This is a genomic window from Scytonema sp. NUACC21 (assembly GCF_054684315.1).
Genome location: NZ_BAAFZH010000096.1, coordinates 110169 through 129588 on the forward strand (window position 1 = coordinate 110169; position 19420 = coordinate 129588).

Genomic DNA, 19420 nt, shown 5'->3' on the forward strand with positions numbered 1-19420 from the left:
CTTTTCTTTGGAAGGAGCGGTAATTGAGGCTGAAAAGATAATCAAAGATTAATATTATAATCGTTGTGTTTTTTGTTGCGTTGCAGCTATTTTGTCAATCACTCCAAGGCAAGATATTGACTGTAACTCTAGTATTTCTATGGATAGTAGAACTTTCTTGAATATTTCTGTAAATAAATTATTGGCTAAAACCTTGAAAAATCTGCTAATTAGCACATTAGTTACTGCTAATTAGCAATTTTCTAGATTTGACAATCTTTGATTAAATTTGATTTTTATCGTTATTCTTCTCTAAACCAACCTCAGTCACCACAACAAAAATCGGCGTTGCTGAATTTGGTAATGAATTACGAGCGTAGTATGTTTTTTAATTTTCAGTAAATACCTGTATGGTTTTAAAAGTATATATATTTCTAACAACGCTTAACAGATCGTCTGTGTGCTCTCCAATAAAATGTATTTTTATATTTAAATCTATCTTTAGATAGATTTAAATTGTTCGTAACAACGAGATAAATAGAATGCTTTGTGAATCCCAAGGTAGAAGTACACAAAATTTGTAGCGATCGTCTACTTTTACACTGGCATATAATTAAGGTTGATTTAATGGTTAAAAAAGAGGATATTCTCAGGGCAGAAATTGATAGTTTAGCGGCTGAGATGACGTGGCTAAAAGCAGAAGTTGTTGAATTGAGAGCAGAAATTGTTTCCCTGAAGGCAGGATTAGATGACAGGATACAAAGTGCGATTTTACGCGCTCAAAGTAACATCATGAAGGCACAAGCACCGAAACCAGAATCTTCAGAATCCGACTAAGTAGGTCGGTAAGAAAAAACGTCACTGGTTAGGGTCGTCCTTAGTCATTTGTCATTGGTCATGAGTAAGGCTTGCTGACAGATTTACATTTTGTAACTCCTGTCTGTTTATTCACGCCGACTTACTTAACCTTTGGGATGTGTGTTATAGTTATGATAGAAAAGGCATAACTAAAAGCAATGAAGGGAACGAGTAATCTCTAAGTCGGTGACTAGCGAGTCAGGGACGGTGTAAGCCTGACCATACGGTAGAGACGAAAATCCTCCCCGAGCTGCTCTCCGAAAGAAGCGTTACAAAACGGAGACTGAGAACATATAGTTAGATCTCCTATCATGAATGCTTTCAGTAGACAGAGCCGTGTTCCGCACGTTACAGCGGGTCGCTCTTCCCGGTAGGGAGTAGTGATAGAGTCCAAAATTGTGAGATTTTGGTGAAATTGGGTGGTACCGCGCTCACCTCAGCGTCCCAATGCAGAGGAATGGGGTATTTGATTTGGTTTACCCCAAAACAGGGATATAAATGCCGAACATCTGGTTCGGCTAGTTTCTGGTGAGTGCGGTTAACTATGTTTAAAGAAGTTCAACAAGCAGTTTGCTTTCCAGATTTGGAGCGCGAAATCCTCGACTTTTGGAAAACCCACAATATATTCCGGAAGTCAGTGGATCGCGAGGCTGCCAAAGGTAATTTTGTCTTTTATGAAGGTCCTCCCACTGCTAATGGCAAGCCCGGAGTTCATCACGTCATCTCCCGTGCTTATAAGGATTTGTTCCCGCGCTATAAAACTATGCAAGGGTACCGAGTGCAACGGAAAGGCGGATGGGATACCCACGGATTGCCCGTCGAGCTTGGTGTTGAAAAGAAGTTAGGCTTTACCAAGAAGTCTGACATTGAAGCCTTTGGTATCGCTAAATTTAATGAGCTTTGCAAGCAATCGGTCTTTGAGTATATTCAGGATTGGAATACCATGACCGAACGCATTGGCTATTGGCTTGACTTGGAAAGTGCCTACATTACCTATGAAAACAGCTACATAGAGTCTTGCTGGTGGTTGATGAAGTCTCTGTGGGAGCGAGGTCTTCTATTTGAAGATTACCGCACGACTTGGCACTGCCCGCGCAATAATACCAGCCTCTCAGACCATGAGGTGGCGCAGGGATATCGAGAAAATGTGGAAGACCCTTCGGTGTATCCCAAGTTTCCAGCGCACCTGAGGCAACTTGTGGAACGTAATATTGTTGAATCTAAAGAACGTCCCGTCTATATCTTGGCTTGGACGACAACCCCCTGGACTTTGGCTGCAAATGTTGCTCTTGCAGTAAGAGGTGAAGCAACCTATGGTCTGTTTGCAGCAGCAGCTCGTGATGGAGATCGAGACCAAAAAGACCTCTATATTTTGGCTTGCGATCGCGCCAATGATGTCTTTGGTGAAAACAATTACCAGACACTGAAAACTTTTGCAGGTGAAGACCTCGTTGACCTGCGATACAGCCCTATCTTGCGCGGTCGTGTTCCAGATGGGGAAGACCTCTCTCAAGGTTTCCGTGTGGTTCTAGATGAACAAGTGACCATTGACGACGGAACAGGAGTTCTCCACGTTGCTACTGCCTATGGTGACCTTGAGCTTGGACGCAAGCACAACCTTCCCATGCTCTTCTCTGTGGATATGTTGGGTAAAGTTTACCCTGAGGTGAAGCCCATTGATGCACCTCCAGGTGACGGACCCTATACTGGAGTATTTTTCAAAGATGCAGATGAGCAAATTGCTTGGGATTTGTTAGAAAAGGGACTACTCTATCGCAAAACCAGCATCCGACACACTTATCCCTTTAACTATCGCGATGGAACACCGCTGATTAACTACGCCAAAAAAAGCTGGTATATCCGCACCACAGCAGTCAAGCACAAACTCATTGAGAACAATAACAAGATTGCATGGCATCCGGAATATATTCGGGATGGTCGATTTGGGGATTGGTTGAGAAACAACGTAGACTGGGCAGTTTCTCGCGAACGATATTGGGGTGCGCCCTTGCCTGTCTGGGTAAGTGAAGATGAAAGCGAGTCTCTCTGTATTGGAAGCCTTAAAGAGCTGGAAGAACTGACAGGGCAGGATTTGTCGGGGCTGGATTTGCATCGTCCTTACATCGATGAAATCACCTTTGAGAAAAATGGCAAGTGCTTCAAACGCGTTCCCTATACTGTCGATGTCTGGTTTGAGTCAGGTGCAATGCCCTATGCACAGTGGCACTACCCCTTTGAGAATCAAAACAGCTTGCACGAGAGTTTTCCTGCAGACTATATCTGCGAGGCAATTGACCAGACTCGCGGCTGGTTTTACAGCCTACACGCTCTTGCAACACTGCTAACAGACACTGGAAGCCCAGAACGACAAGCGGGTGTTTTGTCCGACATCAAACAGGACTGCCCTGCCTTTAAAAATGCGATTGTCTTGGGACACATTGTTGATGAGAAGGGCGAGAAAATGTCCAAGTCTAAGGGCAATGTGGTTGACCCTTGGACTGTATTAAATATTCAAGGAGCAGACGCGCTACGTTGGTACTTGTATAGCTCTAGTCCAAGCGACATGACCAAACGCTTTTCACAAGCCTTGGTTGAGGACACCTTGCGCGACTTCTTTATGACGCTTTGGAACACCTATAGTTTTTTAGTTCTCTATGCCAATCTCGACAAACCCGATTTGAAAAGCCAGATTCCGGTGACAGAACGTTCTGCTATCGATCGCTGGTTGGTAGCTAAAACCAATGCACTTGTGCGAGATGTTACGAACAAACTTGATGTCTACGATCCTACTAGTGCAAGTCGAATGCTCCGCGATTTTGTAGTGAACGACCTCTCAAATTGGTATGTCCGCCGCAACCGCCGCCGATTTTGGAAATCTACGAGCGATAAGCTGGGTACAGCTTGCGCTAAGAGCGATCGCGATAAACTTTCGGCGTATAAAACTCTTTATGACACCCTTGCGATCGTCACCAAGCTAATGGCTCCTATGGCACCCTTTATCAGCGAGCACATTTATCAAAACCTAGTGCTAAGTATTTTTCCAAACCAAGCAGAGTCCGTACATTTAGCTAGCTGGCCTGAGTGGGATGCAACCTTGATTGATGATTCCCTCATGGGTGACATGAATACGCTAATCAGAATTGTCGAGTTAGGACGGGCAGCCCGAGCCAAGGCAGGGGTCAAAACACGGCAACCCCTTTCTGAAGTTTTGGTACGGGTTCAAAGTGAGGCAGAGATTGCAGGGTTGAAGAATTTAGAGGACTTGTTAAAAGAAGAACTCAATGTCAAATCAGTGACATACTTAGACGTAACTGCAGATTTTGTAGATTATAGCGTCAAACCCAATTTGCCACTTTTGGGCAAACGGCTCGGTCATTTGCTACCTGCGTTTAGAAAAGCGCTGACAACCTTTGACAACCGCAAAATTGTCCGTAACATCCGTGAAGGTAAAGAAACTGTCATTGAACTGGATGGTAAAGATTATTCCTTTGAACCAGAGGCATTTCTCATTCAAGCTCAAAGTCCAGACAACTATGTGGCACTTGAAGAATATGGTTATTTAGCAGCAATCAACACTCAAGTGACACCAGAATTAATTCAAGAAGGGCTGATTCGAGATACCATCCGCCTGTTGCAAAACGCACGCAAACAGGCAAAACTTGAGGTGAGCGATCGCATTGACTTGGGAGTGACAACATCAGGAGCGCTCTTAGAGTCCCTCAAAGTCCATCTTGAATTAGTAAAAAACGAAGTACTTGCTCGGAACATTTTCTTTAAAGAGCTTGAGAATGCTGACTATCGAGAGCAGATAGACGTCAATGGTACACCATTAGTCATCAGCATGAACAAAATCAATTAAGACGCGCCATGGCGCGTCTCTACACCATAGCCAAATTTTTCGTAGGTTGGGTTGAGTCACGAAACCCAACACACAATCAAGTATGAAGGATGAAAAAATAAGTTAAGCGTAGGTTGGGTTGAGGAACGAAACCCAACACAAAATAAAGTATGAAGTATGAAAGATAAAGTATGAAAAAATAAGTTAAGCGTGGGTTGGGCAATGAAAACCGTTGAAGATTTAAGGACGCGTGCAAAAGAACTCAGTAGTCAAGCAGTTGAATTAATGCATAAAGCAACAGAATTATGTTTGACTGATAGAGAGCAAGCCAAACAGTATCGACAGCAAGCAAGAGAAGCTATGAAGCGCTGCCAAGTATTGATACAAGAGTTGAAACGTCAACAAGCAAGCTAAAAAACTTTTTGGTTTACTGATAAAATCCTTTTGAAATGGGTGAAAAGGAAAATCCGATAGAGATTAATTTCAGGCTATATAGTCTTTCCCTAAGCATTTGGAACAAGATAAAAGTAAGTTAACTTTGTCAAGACATCTTTAAGCATAAATATATTTGCATAATTTAACACCATTGAGGATTGGCAGCAATTAATGCTGCTGCTTCTGAGCTATGCAATGGTTTAGAGAAAAAGTATCCTTGAACAGATTGACAGTGGGAATTTTTTAAAATTGCCAGTTGCTCTTGTGTCTCGACACCTTCAGCGATCGCGGTCATACCCAGTTTATCTGCTAGGGCGACGATAATCTCGATAATACCCAGATTTCGTTTATCGGTAGGGAAATGTTGGGTTTCATTCTTCAACCCAACCTACGAATTACATTTGGTGATTTAAGCTTTTATAGAGCGCTATGGGTATCGATCATCTTCTCAAGTACAAGCGCCTTGCGATCTTGAGTTAGATGTTAGAAAGGGGGAGGGGATAAAAGCAGTAGAGTCGGTACTTTTACCCCAATTTGATTCAAGTTTAATTAGCTATCAGCGATCGTCAACTTCCAAGCCGCGCCTCCTCCAAGTCAAGTTCATACTCAATTCGGTGAAGCACTTCGTCGTTAATAATCCCCTGATTACGCAATCTAATGGTAGTTTTTCGCTCGGTAGCAAGCACCTCGTGGTGTAGTCTTCGGAAAGCGGCTAGTTGCTCGTAACTTCCCTTATCCAAGGCTGCACAGCAATTACTTAAACGTTGGATGCGGTCTTTGTACTGAGCCTGCAACCAGGCAACCATCTGGACTTGTGCAAGCACCCTATCTTCAGTAAAGAGTTCCTCAAGACGTGTCATCGCCGCCTCAGCTGCCGTAAGTCGAGCCTTCATCTCCTCCCTCTCGTTACCAACTTCGTCTACAATCCCGAGCCAGCGAATCAGTATTGGCAGGGTGAGACCTTGTAGCACGAGTGTAACCAAGATGACGGAGAAGGTAAGGAATATAATCAAGTCGCGCACAGGAAAAGGAGTGCCATTGCTTGTTGTGAGGGGTAATGCGAAAGCCGCAGCAAGTGAAACAACGCCACGCATACCAGTCCAACCTAAGAGCAAAAGTATCTGCCAGGGAGGAGAGGGATTTGTTTCGCTTAATTTGCGATTGAACATCCTTGGGATATAAGTAGCTGGGAATATCCAGAGTAAACGTATACCAATGACAACCGCACTAATTAGGACAGCGTACCAGATGAGAGTAGCTGTTGAATATTCAGAAATCCCCTTGAGGATGATTGGTAGCTGAAGACCAATAAGAATAAAGATGAGACCATTTAAGAGAAAAACGATAATATCCCAGACTGCAATAGTCTGAATACGAGTTTTAGGTGTAAGCACTTCCGAACTGTACCAATGGTGGTAGATTCCATTTGCAACGACTGCTAACACCCCCGATACACCAAGATGTTCAGCTAATAAATAGGCAACAAAGCCCATTAATATTGTGCTGGTGATCTCTACTAAAGAATCATCCATAACTCGATGTATCGACACAATGAGCCATCCAGTTGCCAACCCGATAAACACTCCACCTATCCCCATGACAAAGAACCGCAAACTGGCGTCCCAGAATGAGAACATACCGGTAACAACAGCAGCCACAGCAAAGCGGTACGCGACTAACCCCGTGGCATCATTCACCAGGCTCTCGCCTTCCAGGATAGTTATAATGCGTCGAGGAACACTCAGTCGCTGGGTGATAGCGGTGGCAGCAACTGCATCAGGTGGTGAAACAATAGCTCCTAGGACAAAAGCCACAGCCCACGTAAATCCGCCGATAGCTATATGCGCTACTACAGCAACAGCAGTCGTGGTGACCAGCACAAGACCAATAGCAAGCAGTGAAATAGGTCTGAGATTTGCTCGGAAGTCACGCCAGGAGGTATACCAAGCTGCAGAGGTCAGTAGTGGCGGTAAGAAGAGCACAAAGACGAATTCAGGGTCAAGTTCAACCTGAGGAAGACCTGGTACGAAGCCAAGAACAAGCCCACCGATAACAAGCAAAATGGGATAGGGTATAGCAAGCCTTTGGGCAACCACTGCAAGGGCAGCGACAATCAAAAGCAGTCCGAGAATCACCTCTATTTCATGCATGGTAGATAAACACGTGTTAGTTAGGTACTATCAGTTTGACTTGTGGAGGTTAAGAAGAATTTTCAATAATGAGTAGTAGCACAGGCGGATATACGCGTCGGTGCATTGCCCAAGGGTAATTCATAGAAAAAATTGTAATAATACGAATTATATTATCTGTTACGGCATAATACTATGGCAGTAATCCCTCCTTAAGTGCTGCTTTTTTCGCTAGCAGTAAACAGCGACTAGTAGCATCAAGTTTTATGCTTTGACGAAGCGCCAAAAGATTACTATTAGGCATAGCGCGGGCAGTACCCACCGTTGGGTGTTGGTTGGCAATGCCTGCTCTACAAAACTCGGTAATTTTAAAGCATCAAAGGGAGTAGCTAATTTTATTGTGGAAATAATGGCCAAACTTTAATAATGTTATCAGCACTGCCGCCACTGGCAATAGTTTGTCCATCTGGGCTGATAGCAACAGAATAAACATAACCAGAATCTTTCTTTAAAGTGCGAATTTCTTCTTTAGTATCTGAGTTCCAAAGTTTAATAGTATTATCATTGCTACCACTGGCGAGAGTCATGCCATTTAAGCTTTTACCAAATACTGTACTTGGTAGAAAAGCAACAGCATTTACTTTATCAGTATGCCCTTTTAATGTGTACGTAGCTTTTCCCGTCACTAAGTTCCAGAGTTTAATTGTTTTATCTTTGCTTCCACTGGCAAGAGTTAAACTATCTGGGCTAAAGTCAACCGAAAGAACTAAGTCAGTATGCCCCTTTAAGGTACGAATTTCCTGCCCTGTTGATATATTCCAGAGTTTAATTGTTTTATCCCAACTTCCACTAGCTGCGGTACGACCATCGGAACTAAAAGCAACGGAAACAACTGCTCTAGAATGTCCTTTAAGAGTGCGAATTTCCTTTCCTGTTTCTAAATTCCACAATTTTATAACTGAATCCAAACCACCACTGGCAAGGGTTTTGCCATCTGGGCTAAAGGCAATTGAAGAAACTCCGGCAGAATGTCCTTTGAGTGTGCCAAGTTCAAGTCCAGTTTCTAGATTCCACAATTTAATGGTATTGTCTGCACTGGCACTAGCAAGGGTTTTGCCATCTGGGCTAAAGGCGACAGCCCAAACCCAGTGAGAGTGCCCTTGGAGGGTAAGGGTTTTCTCTTGAATGGATAAGTTCCATATTTTAATAGTCTTATCATCACTACCAGTAGCAAGAAACTTCCCATCAGGGGAGAAGGCGACGGTATTCACATCGCTGGAATGACCTCTAAGGGTGGTTGGTGAATCAGTATCTGTGATGGTGGTGTTGGTTGGCTGAGTTACGGTGGTGTTGGTTGGTTGATTATTGTCAGGGGATTGAGTAACTTCTGGTGGGTGAGAGAGGAAAAACCAAACTCCTCCCAATCCCAACAGCACAATACCGGCACTCACTAAGAGTTGATTTCTCAGTTTATTGTCTGTTGCTGGTGGTGAAGGTGGCGGTTGGGGGTTTGATAAGTTTGGTGTCAGTAGGGTTGAGGATGCAGGTGGTGAAAGTTGCGATAAATCGTTAAGGACTTCCTCGGCAGATTGGTAGCGGTTTTGAATTTCTACTTTTAACAGTTTGTCTATAATCTTACCCAATTTCAGATGTTGGGTGTTTCTTTTGCTACCTTCATTCTTTAGATATCGCTGCCAGTAAGCAACCCAACTAAAGCCGTGTTGCATCCAGAGTTTGGAAGGAGAAATCCCAGTTAGTAAATGGAAGCAAGTTGCACCTAAACTGAACAAATCGCTGGATGGGTAAGCTTGTCCATCTTGCATCTGTTCGATTGGGGTATAACCATGTGAACCAATGGTTGTTCCCATTTTGGTGTGTACTGTTGCTGTTAGCTGTTTTGAAGCTCCAAAATCAATCAGCACCAATCGCCCATCACTAGAACGGCGAATAATATTTTGCGGTTTGATATCTCGGTGGATAACTCCTCGTTTGTGGATAAACTGAAGAACGGGCAGCAAATCTAGCAAAAGTTCGCGAATGTTACTTTCACTATAAGTTCCTACTTGTTGCAATTCTTTGAATAAATTCTGCCCATCTATATATTGTTGTACTAAAAATAAGTAATTATTTTCTTCAAAATATGCCAGAAGGGTGGGAATTTGGTTGTGTTCCCCCAGTTGTTGCAATCGTTGAGCTTCTTCTTGAAATAGCTGAACTGCCTTTTTTAGAGTGGATGCTTCCTGAATTTTTGGTGCAAACTGCTTGACAACACAAAGTTCGTTTAATTTATCTAAATCTTCAGCGAGATAAGTTTTGCCAAATCCGCCCTCATCAGATAATACCTTAATGACACGATAATGCCCCCTCAATAGCGGTACCAATGGTGTGCCGCAACTGTGACACAACTCGTTTTCCTCAGGATTTAGGGGACTCAGACAATCGGGATTCAGGCAGCAAAGCATTCTGGGAATCCATGTGTAGCTTGAATATATCTTAATTTATGTTTTATACTTTTGTTATATTTAATGATTGAACTTACCATATTTATGATTTTTACTCTGTAATGTAACTATTTTTGCCAATTGAGTGCTTCTGGAATTGCGATCGCTACCCCCTTAACTTTTAGAGCAAGTTCTCGATCGCTATTGGTTTAATAGATTTTTTGATGTTTTAGCTTTCACCTCTTTATATTTTTATATATACTGAATCTTCTTCAATATAGATAAATACAATCATCATTAGTGTAAAGATTTATAGAAGTTGTAAATAGCATGATTTTTAAGTTGCCTATTGACAGTAATCTATAACAGTAGAACAGCAGATGAATTATATTATTTTGTTGGTGAGATGTAGTAGGGTGTCAATCTACCCTTAGTACAATATTCCCATCAAGAGGAGTGGCAAAATGGCGGACAAAAGCAACAAACAAAGTAGAAATAAATTCGACTTGGCTTTAATTTGTTGCATGAGTAGTAGTTTGTTAATAACAAGTTATGGCTTACCGATTAGGGCTTTGGCAAATCCTTTACACTCCAAACCATTTTTAATAGCTAAACCACCAGATGAAAGACAGCCAGAAGCTGTAGAAAAAGGAATTGAACAAATTCCTGTGGCTCAACCACCTGTCTCTCGACAACCAAAACAACCCATTGAATCACCTTTACCTGTAAATGTATCTTCTGAGCCTGTAAATTCTACCCCAACATCCCAACCTTCTGAAACCAGCGCAACTCAAAAACCCGCAGGCTCTACCCCAGCACCCAAACCTTCCAATACTGGCACAACTTCTACACCACCTGCAACGGGTGTATCAACCCCAGCACCCAAACCTTCCAATACTGGTACAACTTCTACACCACCTGCAACGGGTGTATCAACCCCAGCACCCAAACCTTCCAATACTGGTACAACTTCTACACCGGAACAGCCACCACTATTGCAGTAAAAACTGCAAAAGAGAAACTGCTTTTACGATTAAGATTACCTACACCAGATGTCAGAGAACGCATACTCACTGTCTTAAAAATGGATGAACTTTATGGTGAAGAGTTCATTTGCGATCGACAACTACTGCGTGAACTGGTAGGGGTTTTGCTGACACAGTCAGATTGGGAAGCTATTGCAGCAGTTGCAGCAGATGCGTTAAAAGCACAAATTATGCAGAAAGTTTCTTTTGAGAAAATTTCGGCGTAGCACATAAGGTAGTAAAAATTTTGTCAGCCTCTTTGGCCATCCTAACCCGAAGTTGTGATTACTGTACCGGCACTCTAGCAATAAAATAAATGCAACCGACAACACAAAAGATTTTGATGGTAGTTGATAAAGTTTTTTAAAAAAAGCCACTGTTATAGTCTGAACCCACAAAATTTTGTTTGATAAATGATTGTCAAGTTATACAATTAAGCAACTAAAAATGCTCTTAAAAAAGGTTTGGTCAAAAGGACAATAGCGCGGAGCGCTCTTCTAGCGCGATCGCTAATTTTTTATTTCTTCATAGAGTTTGTGCTGTCTCCATCTTCTTGTTAAATCATTAGTCTTACCTACTATAAAGCACTTCATTGTTATAGGAGAGAACAAAATAAATACTTGAACAGTGCGGTAAATTTCGTTTATCCGCCAGGGGAAGAGATGGCAGAGCCTGGGGATTTATTGTGTTTGGCGCTACCACACTCATGCCACCTCCACAATGGAAACAACTTTATCATTGTCATCATCGGGTACGTACTCTAAAAGTTCTCCAGGTTGGCAGTTCAATACTCTACAAATTCCATTCAGCCTTTCTGGAGCCAATCTTGGCATATCGTCAACCTTACGCAATCTATAAACAGAATTTTCAGTGATGCCTAACGCTTCAGCTAAATCCTTGTTTCTGACCCGCTTTCGCGCCATCACCTCATTTAATTTCCAACGAATCACTTTATTTGCGGAAATACACTACATCCCCAGTTTAAAAGTTCTTAGGCGTAGATTTCTCTACTCCTCAATATTTTCACAAGAAGTTGTTTTATAATAACTAGAAATTGGATAAGCTACGTTTAGTGTAGAATAGTCATAGTGCGGATGAGACTAAAAAGCTCAGAAAACTTGCCAAAAAACAAAGGCGACCGCCCTGACACCAGTCTGAGTGCGATCGCCTTGAAAAACCAATTATATAACTATTTATCATGCCACAAAACCAAGCTCTTGCAACAGACGAACAGATTATTGCTCAACGAGAACTCAACCAATACGTTGAAGCCCAAGCCAATGCCATAGCGCCCCAGGCTCCTGAAGATTCCTTTGATGCACTTGCAATGGCGACCGAAAGCATCCTGGCTCATGCTATGGTGCTTGCCCAACAAAAGGAGCACTTGTCCAAAACTGCCTACAGAAAGCTTGTCAAGCAGTACGGTTGGAAAAATGAAGACCGCAAGTACTTAAAAGTGGCTGAATCCTTCAAGGGCTTTGCTTGCCAAGATTTAGCCCAAATCGAGCCAACAACCATCTTTCGCTTGGCAAATAACTCCAAAAAGTACCAAAGCGTTATTGATAAGCTGCATTCCTTAGCAGAGATTAACCAATCTGCCGTGCGCGAACTCATTGCCCAGGTGCGACAATCCACCGAACCAAAACAGGAACAATCCAGCATCTGGCGGCGGACGAAGAATGGGGGGCGGTATTGCCAAATTCCACCGATTCATGAGACAGACGAACGGACTGGTACTACCTTGCAAAAGATGATGGATGAGGAAGGGTTAACAGCACAACGTATTGTTGCTGAAGCCATCGCATTGCGGCAGGCGTACAAGGAAGGTCGGTTGGTGTTGGTGGAAACCCCTGAGTTGTCTGTGGAGGAAGAAGAAACATCGGATGTTTGGGTTGATGAGAGTACGGACACTGATACAGAGGGTGGTTGGACTTTTGAGCCAGAACCAGAAAGAGACGATTGTGATGCTGCTGTTGAAGTCGAACTGGAACAATCCACCCAATCCCCAGTTGAGTTGTTGATTGAAACATTTCAAGAAGCTACAACTTGGGAGCAAATTAAAGAAGCTTTATTGGTTCACGAGGAATACAAGCAACAGGCATGGGAGGCACTGACACCCGTTGAGAAAAAGCGGGTCAGGGAGTTGATGCCAATTGAGTGGAGGAAACTGTCTGAGGCGAGGAAAGCAGGCTTGATTGTTAATTTTCAAGAAATTAGAGAAGGTGTTTACCAGGTACGGCGAACTGGGCATTTGTTGGGGGAAGTAGTTAGTTCATCTAGGTTGGATGCTTTTTTGGCTCAGTTGAGAGGTGACGGGCAAAGTTCTGCTTGAAGTAGGATTGCTTGCACGAGTGCGATAAGCTGGGTACGGCTTGCACTTAAGCGATCGCAATTCCATTTAGTTCTGGGGGAAAGCAATATTATTGGTATGTTGCTGGTGATAAAATGGTACGGTTTGCGCTGTGCGATCGCCCAAACGGCAGTTGCCTTATAAATTATTACATACCGATTTGCGTACACAACGCTTGCTGTACTGAGCCAATAGTGGGGTGGCTTCTTGCGGCAACAATCTTAAACCACTAAGTAGGTCGGTGTTGAAAATTGTCGTTATGACAAGGCAGGAGGCAGAGGGCAGAAGGCAGAAGGAAAGAGCTTTTTGGGCAACTTTACTTTCCTTTACATACTGCGGTTTTTTTGCGCCATTCTACTTAACTGCAAAGTTTTGAAAAAGATTTTTTTACAAGAAGCGGAAAAAGTGGCTTTGGATTGGGCTTGCGTATATTCCGAACGATAACACAGTTAAAATACAGCAGTTAATATAAAACTCGATATATCACTTACCCTGCTGACTGGTAAGTTTTTAACAAATGAATATTAAAAAACCCTTGGCACTTGACCAACCGGAAATAGGTAACTTTATCCGGAAACTGCGCCTTTTGACTGGTTTAACCCAAGAGCAATTTGCAGCCAGTTTGGGTGTGACGTATCCAACAATCAACCGTTGGAAAAACGGGCACTCATAGCCTTGCCGTACTTAACGCTAAAAAAGCTTCAGATTTAGTTCAGGCTTTCTTAGTAGATGCTTCAATTTATCATTCAAAATATAAACCACACTACTTGAATGTCCGATCAAACTCAGTTTGCAAATCTGCTTGTACTTTTAATATATCCCCATAACGCCAATTATTACGTCTTCGGAGCATAATTGAGATGATTCTTGCCAAGTCGCCAAACTTAGAAACTAGTGACTCGGCAATCTGGCGCGGCACTCCATCCTTTATCAAATGTTTTATTTTTTTCCATAAATAAATTTAGGGGCTTTAAACCGTTTGGCAGAGCACAGAGAACTTACAGTTGTATAAAAGCTTACTATCTTTTCTTCTGCCCTCTGCTTTTCTTCCGGTAAAATAACCACCCTAATATAACGTGTAGTCATTTCGTTGTCATGTAAAAATAGTAATCTTGAAAAATATTAATATTTTTTTAAGATTAAAATGTTTATAAATATGAGTTAGTAAAAAACTTGGTTCTAGTGAACAAAGGAATTGCTCTACACTGGCTTGCCTAATCCCTCCTTCAACAGACCAGTTTAAATCTAGCCACTTGCTAAGTGCTTCAGTAGTTTTACTGAAAATCAGTAATTTTACAATTTATAAAATAAGTGTAAAATTTCCCATTTGTCACAAGCCACGCAGCGTTGAGATATGTGCGTTCAGTAACACATTACTATCGCTGTACGATGCATCCTGCCAATAGGCTATAACAAGGATTAGCCCATTATACGCACACAGCATAAGTCTTTTTTGTCTACCCTTGTTCCAAGAAATCCAAAGTGTTACAACTCACGTCCTTGATGAGAATTACATCTATTTAAAAGCTTAACGACATGAATTTGATAACACGACAAATAAATTCTTATCCGACAATTCCTATACGACAATCACTCGATTGTTAAAGAGTCATATTTGGCTTTTAAATATCATAACTGACCCAGTAGATAAGTAAGTGGACAGAAATAAATAAAACTGTGTTACGAAATGTAAATAGATCTGAAATCCTTACCAATGACCAATGACTAATGGCGATCCTCATAAGTTAACTTTATTTGTGTCATCCTACTTAATTAGAGATTTAGCATGCAAGTTTAATTTTTGAAACAGAAGTTGTTCTGTCAATTTATTAAAAAATATGAGAAAAAAGAGTTAAGAAAAAATAAGTGTTATAATAGTATACCTTTAACAAGGTAAAGTTAACTAAGTTGCCGGATTTACTTGGGTATCTGCTGCAACTTAGAAAAAACTACAGGATAGTATAATCAAAAGCGCATCTTACCCAGAAAAAAACAATGCATGAGATTGGTAGGCTCTCTGATTTTCTACCTAGATATGGGGCATATGTGGCAAAAAGAAAAACAAATTAGTTCGGCAGCCTGTCTGTATTTACTGCTGGTATTAGCTACCACCCCAGCAGCAGCCCTCTTCGTGCCGAACCCAGCACGGGCACAATCTTCCGCTAACGCTCCGGCTTCTCCGCTACCAAAACCTGTTTCAAGTGATACCAAGGTGCGGATTGATGGTTCGGAGATGATGTCTGTGATTAACCCAACATTGAAAAAAGGTTTTGAGAAACAGTTTTCTGGTGTAGAGGTTGAAGTAGCTTCTAATGGAACTGAGACTGCACTCAAAGCTCTCCAAGATGGAAAAATTGACATAGCTGCCATTGGGCGTGGTTTGACACCAGAAGAAAAAGCACAAGGTTTGGAACTCATCCGCTTGCGTCGAGAAAAAATTGCAATTGTGGTGGGTAAAGACAACCCCTTCAAGGGAAGTTTGACAGTCAGGCAATTTGCCAGAATTTTTCGCGGCAGAATTACAGATTGGTCGCGTTTTGGAACTTCTCAAGGTAAAATTCGTTTCATAGATCGCCCAGAAAGCAGTGAAATTCGGCAGTCTTTTCGCGGCTACTCCATCTTTCAAGCCACTAAATTTTCTACAGGTTCTAATGCTATACAACTAGCTGAAGATAACCCCTTAGAACTTGTTAAGCAGTTGGGAAAGGATGGTATCAGTTATATCAAGGCAAACCAAGTATCCAAACTGCAAGGTGTACGAGTTGTACCAATACACGGAACCTTGCCTGATGACCCCAAGTACCCGTTTTCACTACCGCTAGTTTACGTTTATAAGAAAAACCCCAGCCCAACCGTCAGTCGTTTTCTGAGTTTTGCTACCACGCCTTCAGGAAAGCAAGCTATAGAAGATGCCAGGGTTGCTGAAGCTGTTAATATCGCCTCAGGTAGAGCTCGGCCAGTTTCCCAAGCTATAAGTATCTCAAACGTAACTGTCCCAACACCAACTTTTTCACCAAGCACTGAAGCTACACCCGCACCAACAGTTGAGACTGCCATACAAACAACAGCTACCAGTGACACGGCTTCTCCTAACAGTCGGGCGTTTGTACCACCTTCTGATAATCGTGAAACTAGGCAGGAAATTACACCACTACTTTGGTTACTGGTACCTTTGAGTATAGGTGGTTTGATTCTCTGGCGATCGTTTACAAAACGCTTTTGGAGAGATGAGGAAACTCAGACGACACCGGAACTCACTTCCAATCCACCTTTAGAAGAAAACGGTTTTCACCCAATATCTCCCAGTGAAACAGTCACTAACGGCAAATCAACACTCTTACCCAATTTTACACATCTTGCCACTGTTAACGGAGGTGCAGGTTTGGCAGGTGGTACCACCTTGGTAGCAGGAACAACGCTACAGTCAAAAACGTTAAAGACAGTTAGTGATGGGATAACCGAAGAAAGGTCTGCAACTGCCAATGGAACTGTTGTCCAACCACAGGTGACACAAGTACAAGCTTTGTACCCTACATTACCAGATGTCTGGGATGAGCTTGCATCTGATGAGCAAGCGCTGTTAACTCAAGAGGCAACTTCATCGACACCTGTTGAGCAACAGAAGCCTGAGGAAGTAAAATCAGAAACCGATAGTATCGCAACTCAGCCAGCAACTTCAGCCACGAATCTCCCAGAGGATGACACCGGATTGGATTTAGATTGGGAAGCACCAGTAGCGGTTGTGACTCCTTTGTACTCTGGATTGCCAGACATCGCAGCAGTGATATCCAGCGTGCAACAAGAAACAACTGCACCAGCAGATTTATCCACCGATATATATGATATAGAAGATACTCAACCAGAAGTCATTGAAAACCTGACAGGGGCATCTCACAGTCTGGAAAGGAGTATTATTCTCACACCCCGGACTCCTCAATGGGCTTATACTTTTTGGAATATTCCTGATTCTCAGCGAGAACAGCTACGACAGCTGGGCGGTTCGCAGTTAGCGGTGCGACTTTATGATGTGACCGACCTTGACTTGAGTTATCAAAGCCCCCAGCTTGTGCAGCAGTATGAATGTGAAGAAACAGTCCACAACTGCTATGTGGCTATTCCAGCAAGCGATCGCGATTACACGGTCGAAATCGGCTACATTACTGATGATGACCGTTGGTTGCTCCTAGACCGTTCCGAGACGGTTCGCATCTCTAACCGCCCTCAGTCAGATTTCTGGTTTGTCGCCGATGCTGAACTCATTATCCACGGTGCAACGGAGCCCGGTTCAACCCTGACTATTGACGGTCATCCCGTTAAACTCAGACAAGATGGGACTTTTCACCTGCGAATTCCCTTTACAGAAGGTGCAATTGCCCATCATATGAAAGCAACTTCTACCAATGGAGAACAGGCTAAGACTTTACAGGTGAAGTTTGTTAAGGAAATTCCGGATAGTGAGAAATGACAAGTTGCCAAATCTCTCAACCCAGCACGACTATCTAGGAACTATGGGTTGGAACAGAGGGCTGTGTCACAAAGTCAATTGATACATATATCCCCCTGCTCTGCCACAATGACACTGAAGCCCTTTTTTGGGAAAGCCGTCACAGCGCTATCCCTAACAGTCATTGCTACTGTGACTGTTATCCGCGTGTATCCTACCGATGCTTATTCTGCGCCAATTGCTCAAAACCCAGTCGCCCCACCCCAACAAAAAAACAGTCAATTGATTCGGACTTTGGTTGGACATTCAGCCCCAGTTCGCGCCATTGCGATCTCCAAAGATGGGTTGACTCTGGCTAGTGGTGGTGACGACAAGACTATTAAGCTGTGGAATATTCAAACAGGGCAGTTACTTGCTTCTCTATCCGGTCACTCAGGGGAAGTAGAATCTATTACCATTAGCCCCGATGGACAAACTGTTGTGAGTGGTGCGAAAGATGGACAAGTCAAGCTGTGGGACTGGAAAAATCGGCGATTGTTACGCACTTTGACCGGACATACAAGTGCAGTGACCGCAGTTGACATAACTCCCGATGGCCAAACTCTAGTCACTACTAGTGGAGATACGATTAGGCTGTGGAATATCAAGGATGGACAGCTACTCCGCACTATGAAACCAGGGGCTTTTTCTCTCACCATTAGCCCCGATGGTAAAACTCTTTTTACCGGTCATGGCGATGCCAAAATCAAATTGTGGAACCTGAGCAGTGGGAAACTGTCACGTACCCTTGTCCCTCCTGCAAAATCGTCTGGGGTGACATCAGTTGCGATCGCTCCTGATGGGCAAGCTCTTGTCAATAGCGGCGGTGATGATACTTACCAATCGCTTCCACAAACAGATGGCAAAAATATCAAAGTGTGGGATTTGAAATCGGGAGAATTAATGCACAATTTTTCTGCCCATCTTGGTACTGTTGAAGCAGTGGCGATCGCTCCCAATGGGCTGGTGTTTGCCAGTGGTGGTCAAGCCCGGAGGGTTCAAATGTGGAATTTGAAGACAGGAAAGTTACTTCGTAGCTTTCAAGGTCATGGAGGCGGAGTTTATGCTCTTGCTTTCAGCCCCAACGGACAAATGCTGGCTAGTGGTAGCGGTGACAAAACCGTTAAAGTCTGGCGAATGTTGCCTTCTCCTTCACCTCAAGGTCCGATCGAGCCGTCAGGTTCTGTTGGAATGAATGTTTTACCTGGCGCGTCGGTACGTTTTGATGCCCGCATATAAAGTTATGTTACGCGTTTGAAGTGCGATCTCTTGGCGTTTATGACGTTAGCACCCCGTACTAAAGTGACGCGGCTTTGCACCTCGGAAAAAAGTAAATACGGAGCTATAGTTATAAGTGCAGGGGCACTTGAGGGGAGTACCCCAATGCAGGCAAAATTAAGGGAATCCACCACAAGTATGGCGTACATTACTCCACAGAACCCCAAAACCAGTTGCCTACAGCACCGGGTTCCTTTTCAGTTAAAAATTCTTTTTTAGCAGAAACAAACTCTTTTTTAGAGAGAATGCCGTCTTTATCGATATCAAGCTTGGAGAAGACAAAATCTGATTTTTCAGCATCTAGGTCAAACACACTGAAGAAGAGCCGATGCTCTTGTTGTGATATGTGACCATCACTGTCTAAATCAACAATGTCGAACAAAGTTTCTATTAAAGGGTCATTGTAATCTGGATTTGAAACCGCTTGCTCTACGCTCTGACATTTAACAAATGTATAATATTGATGCACTGGACAAGTGCTTATACTCACATCTTGCACCTTCTCAACAACGAGGTGGTGGGGCAGTGCCCACCCTACCGAAGAATAAGCTTTTTGGGCTTTGATTTTTGCAATAAGGTGATGCTGCAAGATTTGAACCTCTAA

The 19420-nt window shown here is 42.9% G+C and carries 15 protein-coding genes and 1 other annotated feature; of the genes, 9 read left to right on the plus strand and 6 right to left on the minus strand.

Features of this window, described 5'->3' with window-relative positions; translation table 11 throughout:
* Positions 1–606: 606 nt before the first annotated feature.
* The 3 genes from ACYRY3_RS28590 to ACYRY3_RS28600 all read left to right on the plus strand — a co-directional run bounded on the left by ACYRY3_RS28590 (position 607) and on the right by ACYRY3_RS28600 (position 5089).
* The gene (locus tag ACYRY3_RS28590) at positions 607–816 is read left to right on the plus strand and encodes a hypothetical protein (protein ID WP_460205062.1); all 210 of its coding nucleotides are present in this window, start codon (positions 607–609) and stop codon (positions 814–816) included.
* 170 nt (positions 817–986) lie between these two features.
* Positions 987–1287 (plus strand) — a binding site (T-box leader).
* Positions 1288–1381: 94 nt separating this feature from the next.
* Positions 1382–4696, plus strand: coding sequence for an isoleucine--tRNA ligase (gene ileS / locus ACYRY3_RS28595; RefSeq protein WP_460205063.1), 3315 nt, complete (start codon positions 1382–1384; stop codon positions 4694–4696).
* A 201-nt stretch (positions 4697–4897) separates the two neighbouring features.
* Positions 4898–5089, plus strand: coding sequence for a hypothetical protein (locus tag ACYRY3_RS28600; protein WP_460205064.1), 192 nt, complete (start codon positions 4898–4900; stop codon positions 5087–5089).
* A gap of 163 nt (positions 5090–5252) precedes the next feature.
* Here the strand turns inward: ACYRY3_RS28600 and ACYRY3_RS28605 are convergent, their stop codons facing one another.
* From ACYRY3_RS28605 to ACYRY3_RS28615, 3 genes are all read right to left on the minus strand, one after another.
* A complete protein-coding gene (locus ACYRY3_RS28605) occupies positions 5253–5492 on the minus strand; it encodes an EAL domain-containing protein (protein ID WP_460205065.1) in 240 nt (79 codons plus the stop codon).
* 184 nt (positions 5493–5676) lie between these two features.
* On the minus strand, positions 5677–7260 hold the full coding sequence (locus tag ACYRY3_RS28610) for a Na+/H+ antiporter (RefSeq protein ID WP_460205066.1): 1584 nt from the start codon (positions 7258–7260) through the stop codon (positions 5677–5679).
* Between the two features lie 374 nt (positions 7261–7634).
* On the minus strand, positions 7635–9701 hold the full coding sequence (locus ACYRY3_RS28615; RefSeq protein WP_460205067.1) for a protein kinase domain-containing protein: 2067 nt from the start codon (positions 9699–9701) through the stop codon (positions 7635–7637).
* A 443-nt stretch (positions 9702–10144) separates the two neighbouring features.
* Between ACYRY3_RS28615 and ACYRY3_RS28620 the strand changes: the two genes are divergently transcribed.
* Positions 10145–10684 carry a hypothetical protein gene (locus ACYRY3_RS28620; protein WP_460205068.1) on the plus strand — a complete coding sequence of 180 codons (540 nt, stop codon included), beginning with the start codon at positions 10145–10147 and terminating at the stop codon, positions 10682–10684.
* 80 nt (positions 10685–10764) lie between these two features.
* On the plus strand, positions 10765–10932 hold the full coding sequence (locus ACYRY3_RS28625; RefSeq protein WP_460205069.1) for a hypothetical protein: 168 nt from the start codon (positions 10765–10767) through the stop codon (positions 10930–10932).
* A 477-nt stretch (positions 10933–11409) separates the two neighbouring features.
* Here the strand turns inward: ACYRY3_RS28625 and ACYRY3_RS28630 are convergent, their stop codons facing one another.
* Positions 11410–11655 carry a helix-turn-helix domain-containing protein gene (locus ACYRY3_RS28630; protein WP_460205070.1) on the minus strand — a complete coding sequence of 82 codons (246 nt, stop codon included), beginning with the start codon at positions 11653–11655 and terminating at the stop codon, positions 11410–11412.
* A gap of 248 nt (positions 11656–11903) precedes the next feature.
* Between ACYRY3_RS28630 and ACYRY3_RS28635 the strand changes: the two genes are divergently transcribed.
* Complete coding sequence (locus tag ACYRY3_RS28635) at positions 11904–13037, plus strand: hypothetical protein (RefSeq protein WP_460205071.1); 1134 nt, start codon at positions 11904–11906, stop codon at positions 13035–13037.
* Here ACYRY3_RS28635 and ACYRY3_RS28640 read toward each other — a convergent pair.
* Positions 13004–13225 (minus strand): hypothetical protein, encoded by a 222-nt coding sequence (locus ACYRY3_RS28640; RefSeq protein ID WP_460205072.1) that lies wholly within the window; start codon positions 13223–13225, stop codon positions 13004–13006. The genes ACYRY3_RS28635 and ACYRY3_RS28640 overlap by 34 nt on opposite strands.
* Positions 13226–13572: 347 nt before the next feature.
* Between ACYRY3_RS28640 and ACYRY3_RS28645 the strand changes: the two genes are divergently transcribed.
* The 3 genes from ACYRY3_RS28645 (at position 13573) to ACYRY3_RS28655 (ending at position 18777) form a co-directional block, all read left to right on the plus strand.
* Positions 13573–13728, plus strand: coding sequence for a helix-turn-helix domain-containing protein (locus ACYRY3_RS28645; RefSeq protein WP_460205073.1), 156 nt, complete (start codon positions 13573–13575; stop codon positions 13726–13728).
* Positions 13729–15054: 1326 nt separating this feature from the next.
* Positions 15055–17520, plus strand: coding sequence for a substrate-binding domain-containing protein (locus ACYRY3_RS28650; protein ID WP_460205074.1), 2466 nt, complete (start codon positions 15055–15057; stop codon positions 17518–17520).
* 108 nt (positions 17521–17628) lie between these two features.
* Positions 17629–18777, plus strand: a complete 1149-nt coding sequence (locus ACYRY3_RS28655; RefSeq protein ID WP_460205075.1) for a WD40 repeat domain-containing protein — start codon at positions 17629–17631, stop codon at positions 18775–18777.
* A 187-nt stretch (positions 18778–18964) separates the two neighbouring features.
* Here ACYRY3_RS28655 and ACYRY3_RS28660 read toward each other — a convergent pair whose 3' ends face one another.
* Positions 18965–19405: an EF-hand domain-containing protein gene (locus ACYRY3_RS28660; protein ID WP_460205076.1), complete on the minus strand. Its 441-nt coding sequence runs from the start codon at positions 19403–19405 to the stop codon at positions 18965–18967.
* Positions 19406–19420 lie beyond the last annotated feature (15 nt).

Bases quoted from the DNA above. Each gene is read 5' to 3' on its own strand.
- ACYRY3_RS28620 (WP_460205068.1), top strand. From the start codon at position 10,145: ATGGCGGACAAAAGCAACAAACAAAGTAGAAATAAATTCGACTTGGCT.
- ACYRY3_RS28615 (WP_460205067.1), bottom strand. From the start codon at position 9,701: ATGCTTTGCTGCCTGAATCCCGATTGTCTGAGTCCCCTAAATCCTGAG.
- ACYRY3_RS28635 (WP_460205071.1), top strand. From the start codon at position 11,904: ATGCCACAAAACCAAGCTCTTGCAACAGACGAACAGATTATTGCTCAA.
- ACYRY3_RS28655 (WP_460205075.1), top strand. From the start codon at position 17,629: ATGACACTGAAGCCCTTTTTTGGGAAAGCCGTCACAGCGCTATCCCTA.
- ACYRY3_RS28650 (WP_460205074.1), top strand. From the start codon at position 15,055: ATGAGATTGGTAGGCTCTCTGATTTTCTACCTAGATATGGGGCATATG.
- ACYRY3_RS28590 (WP_460205062.1), top strand. From the start codon at position 607: ATGGTTAAAAAAGAGGATATTCTCAGGGCAGAAATTGATAGTTTAGCG.
- ACYRY3_RS28625 (WP_460205069.1), top strand. From the start codon at position 10,765: ATGGATGAACTTTATGGTGAAGAGTTCATTTGCGATCGACAACTACTG.
- ACYRY3_RS28645 (WP_460205073.1), top strand. From the start codon at position 13,573: ATGAATATTAAAAAACCCTTGGCACTTGACCAACCGGAAATAGGTAAC.
- ACYRY3_RS28600 (WP_460205064.1), top strand. From the start codon at position 4,898: ATGAAAACCGTTGAAGATTTAAGGACGCGTGCAAAAGAACTCAGTAGT.
- ACYRY3_RS28610 (WP_460205066.1), bottom strand. From the start codon at position 7,260: ATGCATGAAATAGAGGTGATTCTCGGACTGCTTTTGATTGTCGCTGCC.
- ileS (WP_460205063.1), top strand. From the start codon at position 1,382: ATGTTTAAAGAAGTTCAACAAGCAGTTTGCTTTCCAGATTTGGAGCGC.